The sequence below is a fragment of the Acidovorax sp. FG48 genome (genome assembly GCF_057809085.1).
The window spans coordinates 1-18873 of the sequence record NZ_JBMDJH010000029.1; the positions used below are offsets into that span (position 1 = coordinate 1).

The following is an 18873-nucleotide window of genomic DNA, read 5'->3' on the forward strand; positions in this document are numbered from 1 at the left end:
GCAGCGCCAAGAGCAGCAGCACCAAACCCGCCGCCAGCCTGGCAGCGCCCAAGACTGGCAACGCAGCACCAGCGGCCCCAGCAGCTAGCGCCGCAGCCCCCAAACCGGCAGCGCCCAGCCCGGCACCGGCCAAGGCAGGAGGCAACGACGACGACTGGGAGAGCTTCTGACGAGGGCCAGACAGGTCCCTGGATGAAGAGTTCAGGTCAAAACGGCTGCAAGCGCAGGTGGAACATGCGCTGACAGCTATCAAAACAGAAGTAAAGAAGCACGCAGAGGGGACATCTTCTGCGTGCTTTGTTACTTGATGGATGTGCGAGTGGCTTCAGCGGCCGGTGAGAGTGGCTGGTTGCCAACCGAGGGCGTCGTCCCAGCCCCAGCGATGCGACTTGTACGCAAACGTAACGGAAAGCGCTATGCTGGGCGTGACCGCCACGGCGCGCGGTCTTTGCATGGGTGGGCATTTCTTTTTGCGCCGTTCTCCCCAGGAGTTCCGCAATGGACCGTGGTTTCACCGCTGTGTGCACACGTTCGCGCACGCACCAGCCCCCGGCCGCTGACGCGGCCCGCCGGGCTTGGGTGCAAGGGGTTGCAATGAGCACTCTGGCACCACCACGGCCGCCGCCCCGGGCCGCTCTGGCTACTGTTGCCACTTTCTCTGTGCTCTTTTCCCACCGCTGGCGCGCAGCCAGCGGGGCTCAGCCGTGTGCATCGTTTCCCTCAGGAGTGTTGTCATGAACCAGTTCAAGATTTCCACCCGCCTGGCGGGTTTGCTTTCGGCGCTGTGTCTGCTGGTGCTGCTGGTGGGCATGGCGGGGCTGTATGGCATGGGCAACTCCAATGCCGGGCTCAAAACGGTGTACGACGACCGGGTGGTGCCGCTCAAGCAGATCAAGGTGGTGGCAGACATGTATGCCGTCAACGTGGTGGACACAGCCCACAAGGTGCGCGACGGCGCGTTGACCCCTGCTCAGGGCCTGCAGTCCGTGGCCGACGCGCGCAAGGCCATCGATACCAACTGGAAGGCCTACCTCGCCACGCAGCTGGTGCCGGAGGAAACGCAGCTGGTCGAGCGCTTCAAGCCGCTGCAGGCCAAGGCCGATGCGGCGACCGACGTGCTGGTGGGGCACTTCAAGTCGGGCGATGTGGCGGCGCTCACCGCGTTTGCTGCCAAGGAGATGTACCCCGCCATCGACCCGTTGCAGGCGGTGCTGGGCCAGCTGATGCAGGTGCAGCTGGACCGTGCCAAGGCCGAGTACGACAGCGCGGCCGCCAGCTACCAGACCATCCGCGCGTTGGCGGTCACAGCGGTGGTGGCGGGCATCGCGCTGGCGGTGCTGATGGGCGGCGCCATGATCCGGCAGATTTCGCGCGCGCTGGGCGACGCGGTGCAGATCACCGACGCGGTGGCGCAGGGCGACCTGACCGTGGCGATCCACGCGCGGGGCAAGGACGAGATCGCCCAGTTGCTCAGCGGCCTGACCACCATGCGCGACAACCTGGCGCATGTGGTGTCTGGCGTGCGCAGCAACGCACAGGGGGTGGCGTCTGCCAGTGCCGAAATCGCCTCGGGCAACAACGACCTGTCGATCCGCACCGAACAGCAGGCCAGCGCACTGCAGGAGACCGCAGCGTCGATGGAGGAGCTGAGTTCCACCGTCAAACAAAACGCCGACAACGCGCGCCAGGCCAACCAGCTGGCGATGAGCGCATCCACCGTGGCGGGGCAGGGCGGTGACGTGGTGGCCGAGGTGGTGACCACCATGAAGGGCATCAACGACAGCAGCAGGAAGATCGCTGACATCATCTCGGTCATCGACGGCATCGCGTTCCAGACCAACATCCTCGCGCTGAACGCGGCCGTGGAGGCCGCCCGCGCGGGCGAGCAGGGCCGGGGCTTTGCCGTGGTGGCGGGCGAGGTGCGCAACCTGGCCCAGCGCAGCGCCGAGGCGGCCAAGGAGATCAAGTCCCTCATCACAGCCAGCGTGGAGCGTGTGGAGGAGGGCTCGCAGCTGGTGGACAAGGCCGGCACTACCATGACCGAGGTGGTGGGCGCCATTCGCCGCGTGACGGACATCATGGGCGAGATCAGCGCCGCCAGCAGCGAGCAGAGCACCGGCGTGTCGCAGGTGGGTGAGGCCGTGACGCAGATGGACCAGGTCACCCAGCAGAACGCCGCGCTGGTGGAGGAAATGGCGGCGGCCGCCAGCAGTCTGAGCCATCAGGCGCAGGCCTTGGTGGGGGCGGTGGCCGTGTTCAAGCTCACAGCCGACCAGGCGCGTGCAGCGCAGCCGGGCGGCGGAGCCACCGGGGCGCAGCGCCCCGTGCCCGCTGCACCTGCAGGCAAGCCTGCATCGACAGGCGCGCCCGTCAGGGAGACTTCTACCCTGCGGTCCACGGCCACGCCCGCACCTGCTGGCAAAAAAGCGTCCGCTGCTGCAGCAGCAGCGCCTTCCGCAGCCAAATCGGCCAGTGCGCCGCCCAAGCTGGCCCAGCCTGTTGCCGCAGGTGCGGAGGACGATTGGGAGAGCTTTTGATGTGGCGCAGGCAGAGAGGCCGGTTGTAAGGTTTATGCCCCTTGTTGGGGCATAAACTTCTTCATCAAAGCGGGCCAACCAAAGCGCCCGCCATTCAAGGCACTGAGACCGTAGGCCGCTCATGGCTCGCAACGGGCGGTGCGTGCGCCTGAGTGCGTTTCTTTCCGGGCAATGAGGCAGGGGTGTCCACCATTGGCTGCCCCAGCGCGCCACACCACGGGCGCCTTTCCCTCTGCCGTCCCTGCCAATACGTCATAGTTGTAAATTGATATAATCATTTTTATCAAAAACAATGATACAATTGACGCCAATCCAGACCTTGCCATCGTCCTGACCGGCCACCCGTGCATGAGCACGCCCCGGGCGACATGGCCCAACGGCTGGCAAAAACCTACAAGTCCCACGAAAGAGTCCATGAACAACCTCAAAATCGGAGCACGCCTGAGCCTGGCCTTTGGCCTCATCCTGTTGATCACCGCCGCCATTGCTGCCACCGGCGTGTGGCGGCTGGCGGTACTCAAGGAGGCCAGCAGCCGCATCGCCACTGTCGAGATGGAGCGCAACGCACTCGCGCAGGAATGGAAGGCCGCCATCGACCTGAACTGGGTGCGGGCGTCGGCGTCGCTCAAGGCCACGGACGCGGGCTACATCCAGTCGCTGACGGCCGACATGGCCGCCACGTCGCAGCGTGCCAGCGAGGCGCAGAAAAAGCTGGAAGCGCTGGTGGACGACCCGACCGAAAAGGCGCTGATGGAGCGCGTGGCTGTCACCCGCAAGGCTTATGTGGATGCCCGCGCCAAGCTGCTGGACCGCAAGAAGGCGGGCGAGGATGTGTTTGCGCTGGTGGACAGCGACCTCAAGCCGCTGGCCACCGCCTACCTGCAATCGCTGGCCGATGTGGCAGACAACACGCACAAGCAGCTCGATGAGTTCGAGGGCGCCATCATCCAGGACGCGGTGACCAGCCAATGGGTGCTGGCGCTGGCTGCTGTGGCATCGCTGGTTCTGGGTGCCTTGTTTGCGCTGTGGACCACGCGGTCCATCGTGGGGCCGGTGCAGCGGGCTGTGCACGCGGCCGACGAAATCAGCCATGGCAACCTGTCGGTCCACATTCCTGATCTGGGTGAAAGCCGCAATGAGATGGCGCACCTGCTGCGGTCGCTGAACGAGATGCAGCAGAACCTGTCGCGCATCGTGGGGCATGTGCGCTCGGGCTCCGAGAACGTGGCCACGGCATCGTCCGAGATCGCCCAGGGCAACAACGACCTGAGCGCGCGCACCGAGCAGCAGGCCAGCGCACTGCAGGAAACGGCGGCATCCATGGAGCAGCTCAATTCGACCGTGCGCCAGAACGCCGACAACGCCCGGCAGGCCAACCAGCTCGCGCAAAGTGCGTCCACCGTGGCCGTGCATGGGGGCGAGGTGGTGAGCCAGGTGGTGGACACCATGAAGGGCATCCACGACAGCAGCAGCAAGATCGCCGACATCATCGGCGTGATCGATGGCATCGCCTTCCAGACCAACATCCTCGCGCTGAACGCGGCCGTGGAAGCGGCGCGTGCTGGCGAGCAGGGCCGGGGCTTTGCGGTGGTGGCGTCCGAGGTGCGCAGCCTGGCGGGCCGTTCGGCCGACGCAGCCAAGCAGATCAAGGCCCTGATCAATGACAGTGTGGAGCGCGTGACTGCGGGCACCACACTGGTCGATCAGGCCGGAGCAACGATGACCGAGGTGGTGGGCGCTATCAAGCGGGTGACGGACCTGATGGGCGAGATCAGCGCCGCCAGCTCTGAACAAAGCCAGGGCGTGGCCCAGGTGGGCGAGGCCGTCACGCAGATGGACCAGGTTACTCAGCAGAACGCCGCGCTGGTGGAAGAAATGGCTGCAGCTGCCAGCAGCCTCAACACCCAGGCGCAGGACTTGGTGAGCACGGTGGCCTTCTTCAAACTGGGCGCTCAGGGGGCGGTGGCAACGCAGGCGGCCAGCGGCAGCACACAGCGTGCTTCCTTTGCTCCAGCGGCGCGTGTGGGCACCACACCGGCCTATGCACCGTTGCCGTCCCAGCGCGCTCTTGGCGCTGCTCCTGCGGGCAACGCGGGCGCAGCGCTGGGCATCAACCTGGACACTGCCATTCAGGCACACGCCAACTGGCGCGCCAAGCTGCGCACCGCCGTCACCCAGAAGGAGCGGCTGGATGCGGACACCGTGGGCCGCGACGACTGCTGCGAACTGGGCCAATGGCTGCACGGCGCGGGCAGCTCGCAATATGGTGGCAAGCCGTCTTTTGTGAACCTGCTGGGCGCACACCGCCAGTTCCACGAAGAGGCGGGCAAGGTGGCACGCATGATCAACCAGGGCGCCTATGACCACGCAGAAAAACAGCTGGCCAACGACACTGCGTTCTCCCGTGCTTCGCAAAAGGTCGCCACGGCGGTGATCCAGCTGGCCAAGGAACTCAAGGTGCGTCTGGCGGGCTCGTCCCAGGCGGCGGCGCCCCGGCCCGCGCAGCCTGTGGCTCTGGCCAGTGCGCCGCGCCCCAAGGTCACAAGCGCTGCGGGGGACGACGATTGGGAATCGTTCTGAGCCGTCGAGCCGCGCCGCCCCTTGCACTACGCGGGCAAGGGGCGTGTGGCGAAGCCTTTGCACAGGTTCTTACGGCGCTTGCTTGAACGGCAGGCGCTGGTGCAGGGACTCCAGGTAGTTCTCCACCCCGGCCCCTTCTCGGTCCAGAAAACGCTGTACCGCCTCTGCAAACGCGGGGTGCGCCAGCCAGTGCGCGCTGGTGGCCTGCACGGGCAGCAGGGCGCGGGCCATCTTGTGTTCGCCCTGGGCGCCCCCCTCAAACCGCACGGCGCCGTGGGCGATGCACCACTGCAGCGGCTGGTAGTAACAGGCCTCGAAATGCAGACAGTCCACACGCTCCAGGGCGCCCCAGTAGCGGCCATAGGCCACCAGTCCGGTGCCTGGTTCAGAGCATGAATCAGAGTCATTTGGGCCTGTAGCGCTAGGTTCATATGCGCCGATAGCTATCAAACTGCTAGCAATAGGCCGCCCGTCCCGCTCTCCCACAAACAGCAGCCAGGCCTCGGGCATGTCCGCTGCCATGTGGGCAAAGAAGTCGCGCGTGAGGTAGGGCGGGTTGCCGTGCTCCAGGTAGGTGCGCTCGTAGCAGCGGTAGAAAAAGTCCCAGTCTGCAGTGCTGATGTCAGCCCCGCGCGACCAGCGGAAGGTCACCCCCGCATCGGCCACGCGGCGGCGCTCCTGGCGGATCTTCTTGCGCTTGTCCTGCGACAGGCTGGCCAGAAAGTGGTCAAAGTCCCGGTAGCGCGAGGTCTGTCCATTCATGGCCGCCTCCCCTTGCGCAGCAGCCAGCGCAGGGGGCTCGTTCTTCCAATGAAATTGCACGGTGTGCCGCAGCATCAGGTCTTGCTGCACGCTGGTCTGCACATCGTCATCGCTGGCAAACAGCACGTGCACGGATGACACGTCTTCTTGCTCGCACCACTGGCACACCGCCTGCACCAGCAGGGCCCGTGTGGCAGCATCGCGCGCCAGCAGGCGGCTGCCCGGCACGGGCGTGAAGGGCACGGCGATGACGGCCTTGGGGTAGTAGGGCACGCCATGCTGCTCGTAGGCGCTGGCCCAGGCCCAGTCGAAGACGTATTCGCCGTACGAATGACTCTTGAGGTACAGCGGGCAGGCAGCCACCAGGGTGTCGCCTTGCCACAGCGTCATGAAGCAGGGCGTCCATCCGGTGCGGGGCGTGGCGCTGCCGCTGCTTTCCAGCGCCGCCAGGTATTCATGCTGCATGAAGGGCGTGGGGTGGCTTTGCTGCGCCAGCAGGCGGTTCCAGGCCGCAGCGTCCACGTCCAGCGCGGAGGGGAGCACGCGGGCGATAATGTCAACTTCAGCCATGCAGGCCCCTGTGATGCTCCCTTGATGGCGGGCCTGCAACGGCGGTATTCAACCCGGCCGCAGGGGCCGATTCCAGTTCCATGACGCTCTCCATTTGCACTGCGCAGCTCAACTTTGTTGTGGGCGACATGCCCGGCAACGCCCAAAAGATCATTGCGGCAGCCCGCGAAGCCTATGCCCAGGGGGCCCGCCTGTTGCTGACGCCGGAGCTGGCCATTTGCGGCTATGCGGCCGAAGACCTGTTCCTGCGCCCCGCCTTCATTGCGGCCTGTGATGATGCCGTGAAAACCGTGGCCCGCGAGACTGCGGGGTTGAAAGGCCTCGCCATCGTGTTGGGCCACCCGCAGGCCATGGCCCCCGGCGCCCAGGCCTTCAGCGTGTGCTTCAACGCCGCCAGCGTGGTGCGCGACGGCAAGATCGAACAGACCTACGCCAAGCGCGAGCTGCCCAACTACCAGGTGTTTGACGAGCGGCGCTACTTTGTGCCGGGCAGCAAGCCCTGCGTGTTCGAGGTGGAGGGCGTGAAGGTGGGCGTGCTGGTGTGCGAAGACGCCTGGTTTGCCACCCCCGCGCGCGACACGGCCGCTGCCGGGGCGCAGCTGCTGGCGGTCATTAATGCGTCGCCGTTCCACCTGGGCAAGGGCACGGAGCGCGAGGCCACGATGCGCGCGCGTGTGGTCGAGACGGGCCTGCCGCTGGTCTACGCCCACCTGGTGGGCGGGCAGGACGAGGTGGTGTTTGAAGGCCGGTCGTTTGCGCTGGCGGCCGACGGCTCGGTGGCGGGCCGGGCGCCTGCTTTTGTGGAAAAACTGGTCTATGCGCTAGTGCAACCTGCCCAGGGTGCTATCAAAATTACAGCGGAGGTGGCCCCCGAGCGCACGCTGGAGGCGGACCTGTGGGATGCCCTGGTGCTGGGCGTGCGTGACTACGTGGGCAAGAACGGCTTCCCTGGCGCGTTGCTGGGGCTGTCGGGTGGCATTGACTCGGCGCTGGTGCTGGCGATTGCGGTAGACGCGCTCGGTGCCGACAAGGTCCGCACGGTGATGATGCCGTCGCCTTACACCGCCGACATCAGCTGGATCGACGCGCGCGACATGGCCACGCGCATGGGCGTGCGCTACGACGAGATCTCCATCAAGCCGCAGTTCGAGGCCTTCAAGGCCGCTTTGGCCACCGAGTTTGCCGGTTTGCCTGAAGACACCACCGAAGAAAACCTGCAGGCGCGCATCCGGGGCACGCTGCTGATGGCGCTGTCCAACAAGTTCGGCGCCATCGTGCTGACCACGGGCAACAAGAGCGAAATGTCCACCGGCTACTGCACGCTGTACGGCGACATGGCCGGCGGTTTTGCGGTGATCAAGGACGTGGCCAAAACCCGGGTGTTCGACTTGGCCCGCTGGCGCAATGCCAACGACCCGTATGGCACAGGCGCCAATCCCATTCCCGAGCGCATCATCACGCGCCCCCCCAGCGCTGAGCTGCGGCCCGACCAGAAAGACCAGGACAGCCTGCCGCCCTACGAGGTGCTGGACGCTATCGTGGCCCGCTACATGGAGAACGATGAGCCCATCGAATCCATCATTGCCAGCGGCTTTGAGCGCGCCGATGTGGAGCGCGTGACACGGCTCATCAAGCTCAACGAGTACAAACGCCGCCAGGCTCCCGTAGGGATTCGCGTCACGCGCCGCAGCTTCGGCAAGGACTGGCGTTACCCTATCACCAGCAAATTCAGGGCGTGACGCGTTCGCGCCGTGCCTTCAGCCCCCTTTTTTACATCCTCCAGGAGACCCGCCATGAAAATGATCACCGCCGTCATCAAGCCCTTCAAGCTCGAAGAAGTCCGCGAAGCCCTGGCCGAATGCGGCGTGACCGGCCTCACGGTCACCGAAGTGAAGGGTTTTGGCCGCCAGAAGGGCCACACCGAGCTGTACCGTGGCGCGGAATACGTGGTGGACTTTCTGCCCAAGGTGAAAGTCGAGGTTGTCGTGAAGTCCGAGGATGTGGACCGCTGCGTGGACGCCATCGTGAACGTGGCGCGCACGGGCAAGATCGGTGACGGCAAGATTTTTGTGACCGCTGTGGAGCGCACGGTGCGCATCCGCACGGGCGATCTGGATGACGCTGCGGTCTGAGGTGGTCACCCTCTGAGCCGCTTGGCGCGTTCCACCTTTCCATAGGGGGCGCCATCCAGGAAGAGGCATCGCCTGTACAGCGGTGCCGCCCATGAGCTGCATTCGCTGGCGTGGGGCGCGCCAGCACAAGCCAGCGCCTGGCGGTCAGTCAGATCACTGAGCGCAGCGGGATCTGGCGGGCATTGGTGCCGGCCTGTTCCACCAGGGATTGCAGCAGCTCGCTGGCGTCACTGCCAGAGTGCAGCAGGCCCATCTGCCACTCGCCCATGAAGCCACTGGCCACGCTGGTCTGCAGAAAGCCCAACAGGCCGTCGTAGTAGCCCGCCACGTTCAGCAAGCCCAGCGGCTTGTCGTGGTAGCCCAGCTGGCGCCAGGTCCACACTTCAAACAGTTCTTCAAACGTGCCGATGCCCCCGGGCAGGGCCAGGAAGGCGTCGCTGCGCTCGGCCATCATGGCCTTGCGCTCGTGCATGGTCTGCACGATGTGCAGCTCGTCGCACTGTCGGTTGGCCAGTTCCTTGTCCACCAGCGCCTGCGGGATCACACCCACCACCCGGCCACCCGCCAGCCGCGTGGCTTCGGCCACGGTGCCCATGAGGCCGCTGCGGCCGCCACCGTACACCAGTTGTCCCTGGTGCGCACCAATCCACTGGCCCACCGCTTGCGCAACCTGGGTATAGGCCGGGTTGTCACCGGGGCGCGAGCCGCAGTACACGCACACAGAAAAAGCGGGTTCAGCCATGGAAAAACCTCTGAAATAACGCGGCGGCCCAGATGCCGATGCACAGCAGCAAAGCCAGCAAAACTGCCGCACTGCCCATGTCCTTGGCACGCTTGGACAGGTCATGCCACTCGGGCCCGATGCGGTCGATGGCGGTTTCGATGCCGGTGTTGAGCAGTTCCACAATCATCACGATGACCACGGAGCCCGCCAGCAGGGCCACTTCCATCCAGTTGCGGCCCAGCCAGAGCGACAGCGGCAGCAGCACCATGGCCCCGATGGCCTCCTGGCGGAAGGCTTTCTCGTTCCAGCCGGCCCGCAGCCCTTCCAGGGAATAGCCCGCGGCATGCCAGATGCGGTTGAGGCCCGTGCGGGCCTTCTGAGGGTTGGCAGGGGCTGCGGATGGGGGAGAAGAGGGTTGCATGCGCTTATTTTTTGGGGATTTCGTAGTGCACCAGACGAGTGCCAGCCAGCGCGTCGTGCCAGAACTGCCGAGTGGGGTGGAAGCGGCTGAGCAGCGCCCAGATGGCCACCCAGCCCAGCACGATCACCGCAGACTCACCGCCCGACAGCGAAAACGGTGCAATCGCCGCCAGAGGCGGCAAAAACCACAGCCAGCTCAAGACATAGCGCAGCAAGGCACGCGGCTGGCTGATGGGTTGACCGGCGGTGCCGACGACGCGGATGTGCCAGGTTTTCTGCGCCAGGGTCTGCCCTTTGGCCCAGAACCAGGTGAAATAAATGCCGAACACCACAAACAGAAAGGCCTGCAGCGCGTGGCGGTTGTCCATCGCGTTCCGGGTTTGGCTCAACGTGCCGAACAGGTAGCCCGCAATGAAGACCACACCAAACATGAGCATGCCTTCATACAGCCAGCAAGCCATGCGCCGCCACAGATTGGGCGTAGGGGCGCCCGCGAGGGTGGTGCCGAAGGAGGCGGGGGCCGCCGCTTGCGGCGTGAGGGGAGGGGGAGAAGCGGACATTCCAGGTCAGGCCCGTCGGGCCGGGGGCAGGTTGCAAACCTACTGAGGATACAGGCCGGAGGTGTCAGGGGTCACCGGGGGAGGCGTTGGCGAGCTGGCGCCTTCCGTGCCGCTGCTACCCAGAGGGGGGAGCGCAGCAGGCACCGCGCTGGGGATCGCCACGGGGGCCGTTTCCACCCCGGCTGTGGAGGCCGCTGGCGCTGGGGATGCCGGGGCAGCAACGGTTGCTGGAGCAGGCACGGGCGCTGCAACGCGGGGCGAATGGTCTACGACCGGTGGAATCTTGGGGGCATTCGGCCGGTCCGGGCTGGCCTGGGTGGCCGCTGGCACCTGCACTAGCTTCTTGGGAGACACCGGGCGCAGGGCGGGAGCGGCACCATGCGGGTTGGGGGCTGCTTTGGAAGCCAGGGCCTTGCGCTCTTCGTCCGACAGTGCCTGGTAGGCCTCCCACTGGGCCCGCTTGTCATCGCCGGCCAGGCGTTTGGTGACGGCGTAGTTCAGGCGTGCCTGGTTGCGTTGCTGGGCACTCAGGCTCGCCCAGTCGGTGATGCGGTCATGGAACTTGCGCTGTTCCTCTTCCGAAAGATTGGGGTAGTTGGTGGCCAGGTCAAGCCAGCGGCGTTTTTGGGCTTCGCTGATCAGTGCCCACCGTTCTGCCAGCGGATACAGCGCGAGCTTTTGCGCCGTGTTGAGCGTTCCCCAGCCAGGTCCCGATTCAGTGGCGGGAGGCATGTTGACGGCAGACAAGTCCGCACGGGCATTGTTGGGGCGTGCCACAGCAGCCTCAGCGCCCGCCTGCAGCACGGTGCTCGGAGCCATGCGCATCTGCACCCATGCCTGCCAGCCACCCGCGGTGAGGGCGCCCAGAAGCGCCAATGCCAGCACAAAGGCTGGCAACGTGGAGGGGGCTTCGGTGGGGCTTGGGTGCATGCAGTCCAGAGTCAGGCAGTCAGTTCGACTGAGCGGAAGTCTTGAGGAATTGTACGAAGCCTGGGTCCGAGTAGGCGGCAGGCGGCAGGTCGTCGGTCAGCAATGCGGCATCGACTTCGGCCACGTCATTGGCGGCGCGTTCGTCCTGGGCAATGTTGATGACCACCAGGCCCACCACCAAGGCCAGCAGCGGAACAGCCGAAACCAGGGCATTCCACCAGCCGCCGCCCTCGCCGCCACGCCCCAGGGTGGCGGTGCTGCCTGCGTTGACCACTACGGCAGCCGGCGCCGTACGGCGCACCGGCACGGTGACCTTGCGTTTGGCCAGGGCCTGCATGCGCGAGGCACGCAGTCGCTCAGAAATGTCGTAGGGCAGAGCCTCGGTCCCGCTGGACAGTCGGGCCGTGACGCGCAGCGCAAAGCGCTCTGCGGCTGCTTCAGCTTGGGTCGATGGTGTCTGTGCAGTGTTCTTCATGGCTCGATTCCTTTGGCCTTCAGTGCCTTGCTGAGGGTTTGTATGGCGCGAAAGCAGTGGGTTTTGACACTGCCTTCAGAGCAGCCCATGGCAGCGGCTGTCTCTGCGACGTCCATTTCCTCCCAGTAACGCATCAGGAACGCTTCCCGTTGACGTGGAGGCAATTCGGCAATTTCTTCCTCAATGCCCTGGAATATCTGGGCGCGGCGGGTCAGGTCTTCCGCGCTTTCGGCCTTGTCCCCGTCCTCTGTTCCTGAATACGCTTCGAGTAGATCAAAATCCGTGCCATCTTCGCCCGGGCCCTCGAAGTCGCTCATGCTCGAAAACAGTGCATTGCGTGTCTTCTGGCGCCTGAACCAGTCCAGGGTGCAGTTGGAGAGAATCCGCTGGAACAGCATGGGCAATTCGCTTGCCGGCTTGTCGCCGTAGTGCTCTGCCAGCTTGAGCATGCTGTCTTGCACAATGTCCAGCGCCGCTTCCTCGTTGCGAACGTGGTAGACCGAGCGCTTGAATGCGCGCTTTTCTACGCTTTTGAGGAAATCGGAGAGTTCTTGTTCGGTTGCCAAGACGGGTCAGCCCGGGAGGAGATCGACGCAAAAGTCCGCAGTTTTGCAACTGCATGGCGCCGTAAAACCACTGATTATCGCACCCGCCGGAGTTTTTTTCGGCGGCGCTGCATTTTGTGTGTGTTGCAGTGCGATAATTGACGTTGCAATTCAAAAGGCAAACGGGTCACGGTCCGGCGCGGCAATCATCCCGCCCATGTCCTTGGCCTCAAGTCCCAAGCTGGCTTCACAAGAGCGCGTGCGAGGGGCACCCAAGGTTTTTCGTCAGAGAAATTCACAAAGGTTGATCGATCATGGAAATCTCCAAAGCTGAAATCTCTTCAGCAGCCGCTGCTTCGCAGGGCAACGCATCCCCCGCTTCCGCATCTCAGGACCTCATGGGTGCCGAGATCCTCATCAAGTCGCTTCAGGCTGAGAACGTCCAGTACATCTGGGGCTACCCCGGTGGTGCGGTCCTGTACATCTACGACGCGCTGTACAAGCAAGACACCATCCAGCACGTGCTGGTGCGCCACGAACAGGCGGCCGTGCATGCTGCGGACGGCTATGCCCGAGCCACAGGCGAGGTGGGCGTAGCGCTGGTGACCTCGGGCCCCGGTCTGACCAATGCCGTGACCGGCATCGCCACCGCATACATGGACTCGATCCCCATGGTGATCATCTCTGGCCAGGTGCCCACGCCCGCGATCGGGTTGGACGCCTTCCAGGAGTGCGACACGGTCGGCATCACCCGTCCCATCGTCAAGCACAACTTCCTTGTCAAGGATCCGCGCGATCTGGCCGCGACAATGAAAAAGGCCTTCCACATTGCCCGCACCGGCCGCCCAGGCCCTGTGGTGGTGGATGTACCCAAGGACGTTTCCTTCAAGAAGGTGCCATACACCGGCTACCCCCAGACGGTGGAAATGCGCTCCTACAACCCTGTGCGCAAAGGCCACGGTGGGCAGATCCGCAAGGCCCTGCAGCTGCTGCTGGCGGCCAAGCGCCCCTATATCTACACCGGTGGCGGTGTGTTGCTGGGCAATGCCACCAACGAGCTGCGTACGCTGGTGGACATGCTGGGCTACCCCGTCACCAACACGCTGATGGGCCTGGGCGCCTACCCGGCCAGCGACCGCAAGTTCCTGGGCATGCTGGGCATGCACGGCACCATCGAAGCCAACAACGCCATGCAGAACTGCGATGTGCTGCTGGCTGTGGGTGCCCGGTTTGACGACCGCGTGATCGGCAATCCCAAGCACTTCGCACAGAACGACCGCAAGATAATCCACGTTGATATTGACCCGTCGAGCATCTCCAAGCGCGTGAAGGTGGACATTCCGATCGTCGGTGACGTGAAGGATGTGCTCACCGAGCTGATCTCCATGATCCGCGAGAGCAGCACCCGTCCCGACGCCGGTGCCCTGGCCGCTTGGTGGGACACCATCGAAGGCTGGCGCAAGCGTGAGTGCCTGAAGTACAACATGGGCAGCGGCGATGTGATCAAGCCCCAGTATGTGGTCGAAACGCTGTGGAACATGACCAAGGATGGCGACACCTACATCACATCCGACGTGGGCCAGCACCAGATGTGGGCGGCGCAGTACTACCGCTTTGACGAACCCCGTCGCTGGATCAACTCCGGTGGCCTGGGCACCATGGGTGTGGGCATTCCTTACGCCATGGGCATCAAGCTGGCCAAGCCGCAGTCCGAAGTGTTCTGCATCACCGGCGAAGGCTCGGTACAGATGAACATCCAGGAACTGTCCACCTGTCTGCAGTACAACACGCCGATCAAGATCTGCTCGTTGAACAACCGCTACCTGGGCATGGTGCGCCAGTGGCAGGAGATCGAATACTCCGGCCGCTACAGCCACAGCTACATGGATGCGTTGCCCAACTTCGTCAAGCTGGCCGAGGCCTATGGCCACGTGGGCATGCTGATCGAGCGTCCTCAAGACGTGGAGCCAGCGCTGCGCGAGGCCCGCAAGCTCAAGGACCGCACGGTGTTCATGGACTTCCGTACCGACCCTACCGAGAACGTGTTCCCGATGGTGCAGGCCGGCAAGGGCATCACCGAAATGCTGCTGGGGTCGGAAGACCTTTAAGCCAAATCGGCCCAACGCGTACGGTTTTCGTACGCTATCAGCTATCGAATAGATAGCGCCCATTTTTTGACGAATCTATTGCCTGCCAAGCCCATGCATTACCGTGCGTGGGGGAGGGCAGCGAAAAGAGGAATCTCTTCATCATGAAACACATCATTGCTGTCTTGCTGGAAAACGAGCCTGGCGCTCTTTCCCGCGTCGTGGGCCTCTTCTCGGCCCGTGGTTACAACATCGAATCGCTCACCGTGGCGCCCACCGAGGATGCGTCGCTTTCGCGCATGACCATCCAGACCACGGGCTCCGACGACGTGATCGAGCAGATCACCAAGCACCTGAACCGCCTGATCGAAGTCGTGAAAGTGGTAGACCTCACCGAAGGCGCCTACACCGAGCGCGAGCTCATGATGGTGAAGGTGCGCGCCGTGGGTAAGGAGCGCGAGGAGATGAAGCGCATGGCCGACATCTTCCGTGGCCGGATCATCGACGTGACCGAGAAGAGCTACACCATCGAGCTGACGGGCGATCAGTCCAAGAACGACGCCTTCCTGCAGGCCATTGACCGCACGGCCATCCTCGAAACCGTGCGCACGGGGGCCAGCGGCATCGGCCGCGGCGAGCGCATTTTGCGCGTGTAAGACAATTCACCCCGTTTTTCCCCATTTCAACCCCCAACAACGCATTTCAACCGGAGCGACCTATGAAAGTTTTCTACGACAAAGACACCGACCTGAGCCTGATCAAGGGCAAGACCGTGGCCATCATTGGTTACGGTAGCCAAGGCCACGCCCATGCACAAAACCTGAACGACAGTGGCGTGAAGGTCGTGGTCGGCCTGCGCAAGGGCGGTGCATCGTGGGACAAGGTTGGCAAGGCTGGCCTGACGGTGATGGAAGTCAACGACGCCGTGAAGGCCGCTGACGTGGTCATGATCCTGCTGCCCGACGAAGACATCGCAGCCGTCTACAAGAACAACGTCGAACCCAATATCAAGCAAGGCGCTTCGCTGGCCTTTGCCCATGGCTTCAACGTGCACTACAACCAGGTCGTGCCCCGCGCTGACCTGGACGTGTGGATGGTGGCCCCCAAGGCCCCTGGTCACACCGTGCGCAATACCTACACCCAAGGCGGCGGCGTGCCCCACCTGGTCGCTGTGCACCAGGACAAGTCTGGCAAGGCCCGTGACCTGGCCCTGAGCTACGCAGCTGCCAACGGCGGCGGCAAGGCTGGCATCATCGAGACCAACTTCAAGGAAGAAACCGAGACCGACCTGTTCGGCGAACAGGCCGTGCTGTGCGGCGGTGCCGTCGAGCTGATCAAGATGGGGTACGAAACCCTGGTCGAAGCTGGCTACGCTCCTGAAATGGCCTACTTCGAGTGCCTGCACGAGCTCAAGCTCATCGTGGACCTGATCTACGAAGGCGGCATTGCCAACATGAACTACTCGATCTCGAACAACGCCGAGTACGGCGAGTACGTGACGGGCCCTGAAGTGATCAACGAGCAGTCGCGCGCCGCCATGCGCAATGCCCTGAAGCGCATCCAGAACGGCGACTACGCCAAGATGTTCATCCAGGAAGGCCGCCTGAACTACCCATCGATGACGGCCCGCCGCCGCAACACGGCCGACCACAGCATCGAAAAGGTGGGCAGCCAGCTGCGCGCCATGATGCCCTGGATCGCCAAGAACAAGCTGGTCGACCAGACCCGCAACTGATACTTCCGAGCGAAGCATCCCAAGGCCACTTCGGTGGCCTTTTTCGTTGCCAGGCGGCCCATGCGCAGGCGCTACACTGCGGCCTTCGCCTTTTGCGCGCAGGGCGACTTGTGTCCCTGCGACAATTCGCTTAATACTATAAATTTTATAGCTGCTTGCGTAATGTGCGTGGGCGCTGGAGGTCTGTTTGATGCATGACGGCAATGAGTCCACCGAGAACCCCGGTGTGATGGTGCGCAAAAGGCGCAAAGGCATCTACATCCTTCCCAACCTGTTCACGCTGGCGGCTCTATTTGGTGGCTTTTATTCCATCGTCATGGCGATGAATGGCCGCTTTGACCAAGCGGCTGTAGGCGTTTTCTGCGCCATGGTGCTCGACAGTCTTGACGGCCGCGTGGCCCGCATGACTAACACCCAGAGTGCGTTTGGCGAGCAGATGGATTCGCTGTCGGACATGGTGTCTTTTGGCGCTGCGCCGGCCCTGATTGCTTATGAGTGGTCACTTCAGGGCCTGGGCCGCTGGGGCTGGATTGCCGCTTTTGTGTACTGTGCATGTGCAGCGCTTCGCTTGGCTCGCTTCAACGTGAACACTGGCGTGGTGGACAAGCGCTACTTTCAGGGGTTGCCTTCGCCGGCGGCCGCGGCTCTGGTGGCCGGGTTCATCTGGTTGATGACTGAGTTGGGCGTGCGTCCAGGCGAAGACCACTGGCTGACTTGGAGTCAGGTGACATGGATCATGTTTGCCTTCACGCTGTATGCAGGACTCACCATGGTGACCAATGTGCCGTTCTATAGCTTCAAGGACGTGCAGATGAAAAAGAGCGTGCCCTTTGCCGCCATCGTGCTGATTGCGCTGGGCATTGCCGTCATCAACATCCATCCTCCCATCGTGCTGTTTGGCGTGTTTGTTTTTTATGGGCTGTCTGGTTACGCCGTGTATGCCTGGCGCAAGGCCAAGGGCCAGCACAGCAGCGTGATCAGCACCTCGACCGACGAGCCCGACGAGCGCGGGTTGCACAAGTGACCATCGCCTCCGCTGCCGCGCAGTTGTGCTACATTGCGTTGCATGAACAAGTTTGCATTGGCTCTACTGCTACCTCCCCACGGGCGGAGACAGTAGGCGCACGCGCACACTTTTTCCACAAAGGCCCGTATGCACCCGCAACGGGCCTTTTGTTTTGGGCGACAGATTTTTGACGTTGCGGGTCCCCACCCACCGATACCAGGAGAACAACATGGCAGACAAACTGATCATTTTCGATACCACCTTGCGCGATGGCGAGCAGTCCCCCGGCGCCTCGATGACCAAGGATGAAAAGCTGCGCATTGCGCGCCAGCTGGAGCGTCTGAAGGTGGATGTGATCGAGGCCGGTTTTGCCGCCAGCTCCAACGGCGATTTCGAGGCGGTGCAGGCCATTGCCAACGCCATCAAGGACTCGACTATCTGCTCGCTCTCGCGCGCCAACGACCGCGACATCTCGCGGGCGGCCGAAGCGCTCAAAGGTGCCAACAGCGCGCGCATTCACACGTTCATTGCCACCAGCGCACTGCATATGGAGAAGAAGCTGCGCATGACGCCGGAGCAGGTGCTGGAGCAGGCCAAACAATCCGTGCGCTTTGCCCGTAATCTTGTTGCAGACATCGAGTTCAGCCCCGAAGACGGCTACCGCAGCGACCCAGACTTCCTCTGCCGCGTGCTCGAAGCGGTGATCGCCGAAGGCGCCACCACCATCAACGTGCCCGACACCGTGGGCTATGCCGTGCCCGAACTGTACGGCAACTTCATCAAGACGCTGCGCGAACGCATTCCCAACAGCGACAAGGCGATCTGGTCTGTGCACTGCCACAACGACTTGGGCATGGCTGTGGCGAATTCGTTGGCCGGTGTGAAGATCGGTGGCGCACGCCAGGTGGAATGCACGATCAATGGTCTGGGTGAGCGCGCGGGCAACTGCTCGCTCGAAGAGATCGTGATGGCTGTGAAGACCCGCAAGGATTATTTCAGGCTGGATCTGGGGATCGACACCCAGCACATCGTGGCCGCCAGCCGGATGGTGAGCCAGACCACGGGTTTTGTGGTGCAGCCCAACAAGGCTGTGGTGGGCGCCAATGCGTTTGCGCACGCCAGTGGCATCCACCAGGACGGCGTGCTCAAGGCCCGCGACACCTACGAAATCATGCGCGCCGAGGACGTGGGTTGGAGTGCCAACAAGATCGTGCTGGGCAAGCTCAGCGGCCGCAACGCGTTCAAGCAGCGCCTGCAGGAGCTGGGCGTGCAACTCGACAGCGAAACCGAAATCAATGTGGCTTTTGCCAAGTTCAAGGAGCTGGCCGACCGCAAGAGCGAGATTTTTGACGAGGACATCCTCGCACTGGTCAGCGACGAGAGCGTGACGGCAGAGAAGGAGCAGTATGGCTTTGTCTCGTTGTTTCAGCAGAGCGAAACCGGTGAGCAGCCCCGTGCGCGCATCGTGTTCACGGTGGATGGCCAAGAGGTGCGTGGCGAGGCAGAGGGCAACGGCCCGGTCGATGCCTCGCTCAAGGCCATCGAATCGCACGTGAAGAGCGGCGCCGAAATGGTGCTGTATTCCGTCAATGCCATCAGTGGCTCCACCGAGAGCCAGGGCGAGGTTACTGTGCGGTTGCAGAACAGCGGGCGTGTCGTGAACGGGGTGGGTGCCGATCCGGACATCGTCGTGGCATCGGCGAAGGCTTATCTCAGCGCTTTGAACAAGTTACAAAGTAAAGCAGATCGCGTGGCCGCACAAGGCTGAATGATCTCTTTATAATTCACTTACTTTCTCGGAAAGTCGCGC

The 18873-nt window shown here is 63.4% G+C and carries 16 protein-coding genes; 9 read left to right on the plus strand and 7 right to left on the minus strand.

The features are described 5' to 3' along the window. Nucleotides 1-734 precede the first annotated feature (734 nt). Together ACODSU_RS23820 and ACODSU_RS23825 are read left to right on the plus strand one after the other, a co-directional pair. Nucleotides 735-2537, plus strand: a complete 1803-nt coding sequence (locus tag ACODSU_RS23820; protein WP_488845335.1) for a methyl-accepting chemotaxis protein — start codon at nucleotides 735-737, stop codon at nucleotides 2535-2537. Between the two features lie 414 nt (nucleotides 2538-2951). Further along, nucleotides 2952-5117 (plus strand): methyl-accepting chemotaxis protein, encoded by a 2166-nt coding sequence (locus ACODSU_RS23825; protein ID WP_488845337.1) that lies wholly within the window; start codon nucleotides 2952-2954, stop codon nucleotides 5115-5117. 69 nt (nucleotides 5118-5186) lie between these two features. On the opposite strand, the gene ACODSU_RS23830 is transcribed toward ACODSU_RS23825, so the two are convergent. Further along, complete coding sequence (locus ACODSU_RS23830) at nucleotides 5187-6449, minus strand: GNAT family N-acetyltransferase (protein ID WP_488845339.1); 1263 nt, start codon at nucleotides 6447-6449, stop codon at nucleotides 5187-5189. Between the two features lie 80 nt (nucleotides 6450-6529). Between ACODSU_RS23830 and ACODSU_RS23835 the strand changes: the two genes are divergently transcribed. After that, nucleotides 6530-8188, plus strand: a complete 1659-nt coding sequence (locus ACODSU_RS23835) for an NAD+ synthase (protein WP_488845341.1) — start codon at nucleotides 6530-6532, stop codon at nucleotides 8186-8188. Nucleotides 8189-8242: 54 nt separating this feature from the next. Beyond that, nucleotides 8243-8581 (plus strand): P-II family nitrogen regulator, encoded by a 339-nt coding sequence (locus ACODSU_RS23840; protein ID WP_015013651.1) that lies wholly within the window; start codon nucleotides 8243-8245, stop codon nucleotides 8579-8581. Between the two features lie 148 nt (nucleotides 8582-8729). Here ACODSU_RS23840 and ACODSU_RS23845 read toward each other — a convergent pair whose 3' ends face one another. From ACODSU_RS23845 to ACODSU_RS23870, 6 genes are read right to left on the minus strand one after another with little or no spacing between them, the layout of a single operon-like run. Then, nucleotides 8730-9323, minus strand: a complete 594-nt coding sequence (locus tag ACODSU_RS23845) for an LOG family protein (protein ID WP_488845343.1) — start codon at nucleotides 9321-9323, stop codon at nucleotides 8730-8732. Then, complete coding sequence (locus tag ACODSU_RS23850; protein WP_295944110.1) at nucleotides 9316-9726, minus strand: diacylglycerol kinase; 411 nt, start codon at nucleotides 9724-9726, stop codon at nucleotides 9316-9318. Before ACODSU_RS23850 ends, ACODSU_RS23845 begins: the two co-directional genes overlap by 8 nt. Nucleotides 9727-9730: 4 nt before the next feature. Further along, complete coding sequence (locus tag ACODSU_RS23855; RefSeq protein WP_295944111.1) at nucleotides 9731-10285, minus strand: RDD family protein; 555 nt, start codon at nucleotides 10283-10285, stop codon at nucleotides 9731-9733. Nucleotides 10286-10324: 39 nt separating this feature from the next. Continuing rightward, nucleotides 10325-11215, minus strand: a complete 891-nt coding sequence (locus ACODSU_RS23860; RefSeq protein ID WP_488845345.1) for a DUF3106 domain-containing protein — start codon at nucleotides 11213-11215, stop codon at nucleotides 10325-10327. Nucleotides 11216-11234: 19 nt separating this feature from the next. Continuing rightward, nucleotides 11235-11690 (minus strand): DUF3619 family protein, encoded by a 456-nt coding sequence (locus tag ACODSU_RS23865; protein WP_015013656.1) that lies wholly within the window; start codon nucleotides 11688-11690, stop codon nucleotides 11235-11237. Next, nucleotides 11687-12256, minus strand: a complete 570-nt coding sequence (locus ACODSU_RS23870; RefSeq protein WP_015013657.1) for an RNA polymerase sigma factor — start codon at nucleotides 12254-12256, stop codon at nucleotides 11687-11689. The genes ACODSU_RS23865 and ACODSU_RS23870 overlap by 4 nt, the downstream gene beginning before the upstream one ends. 293 nt (nucleotides 12257-12549) lie before the next feature. Here ACODSU_RS23870 and ACODSU_RS23875 point away from each other — a divergent pair, with 293 nt between their 5' ends. From ACODSU_RS23875 to ACODSU_RS23895, 5 genes are all read left to right on the plus strand, one after another. Further along, nucleotides 12550-14343 carry an acetolactate synthase 3 catalytic subunit gene (locus ACODSU_RS23875; RefSeq protein WP_488845347.1) on the plus strand — a complete coding sequence of 598 codons (1794 nt, stop codon included), beginning with the start codon at nucleotides 12550-12552 and terminating at the stop codon, nucleotides 14341-14343. Between the two features lie 143 nt (nucleotides 14344-14486). Further along, nucleotides 14487-14978 (plus strand): acetolactate synthase small subunit, encoded by a 492-nt coding sequence (ilvN, locus tag ACODSU_RS23880; RefSeq protein WP_015013659.1) that lies wholly within the window; start codon nucleotides 14487-14489, stop codon nucleotides 14976-14978. 62 nt (nucleotides 14979-15040) lie between these two features. Continuing rightward, nucleotides 15041-16057 (plus strand): ketol-acid reductoisomerase, encoded by a 1017-nt coding sequence (ilvC, locus tag ACODSU_RS23885; RefSeq protein ID WP_015013660.1) that lies wholly within the window; start codon nucleotides 15041-15043, stop codon nucleotides 16055-16057. A 190-nt stretch (nucleotides 16058-16247) separates the two neighbouring features. After that, a complete protein-coding gene (gene pssA, locus ACODSU_RS23890; protein WP_209819268.1) occupies nucleotides 16248-17081 on the plus strand; it encodes a CDP-diacylglycerol--serine O-phosphatidyltransferase in 834 nt (277 codons plus the stop codon). A 211-nt stretch (nucleotides 17082-17292) separates the two neighbouring features. Beyond that, nucleotides 17293-18831, plus strand: coding sequence for a 2-isopropylmalate synthase (locus ACODSU_RS23895; protein WP_488845349.1), 1539 nt, complete (start codon nucleotides 17293-17295; stop codon nucleotides 18829-18831). Nucleotides 18832-18873 lie beyond the last annotated feature (42 nt).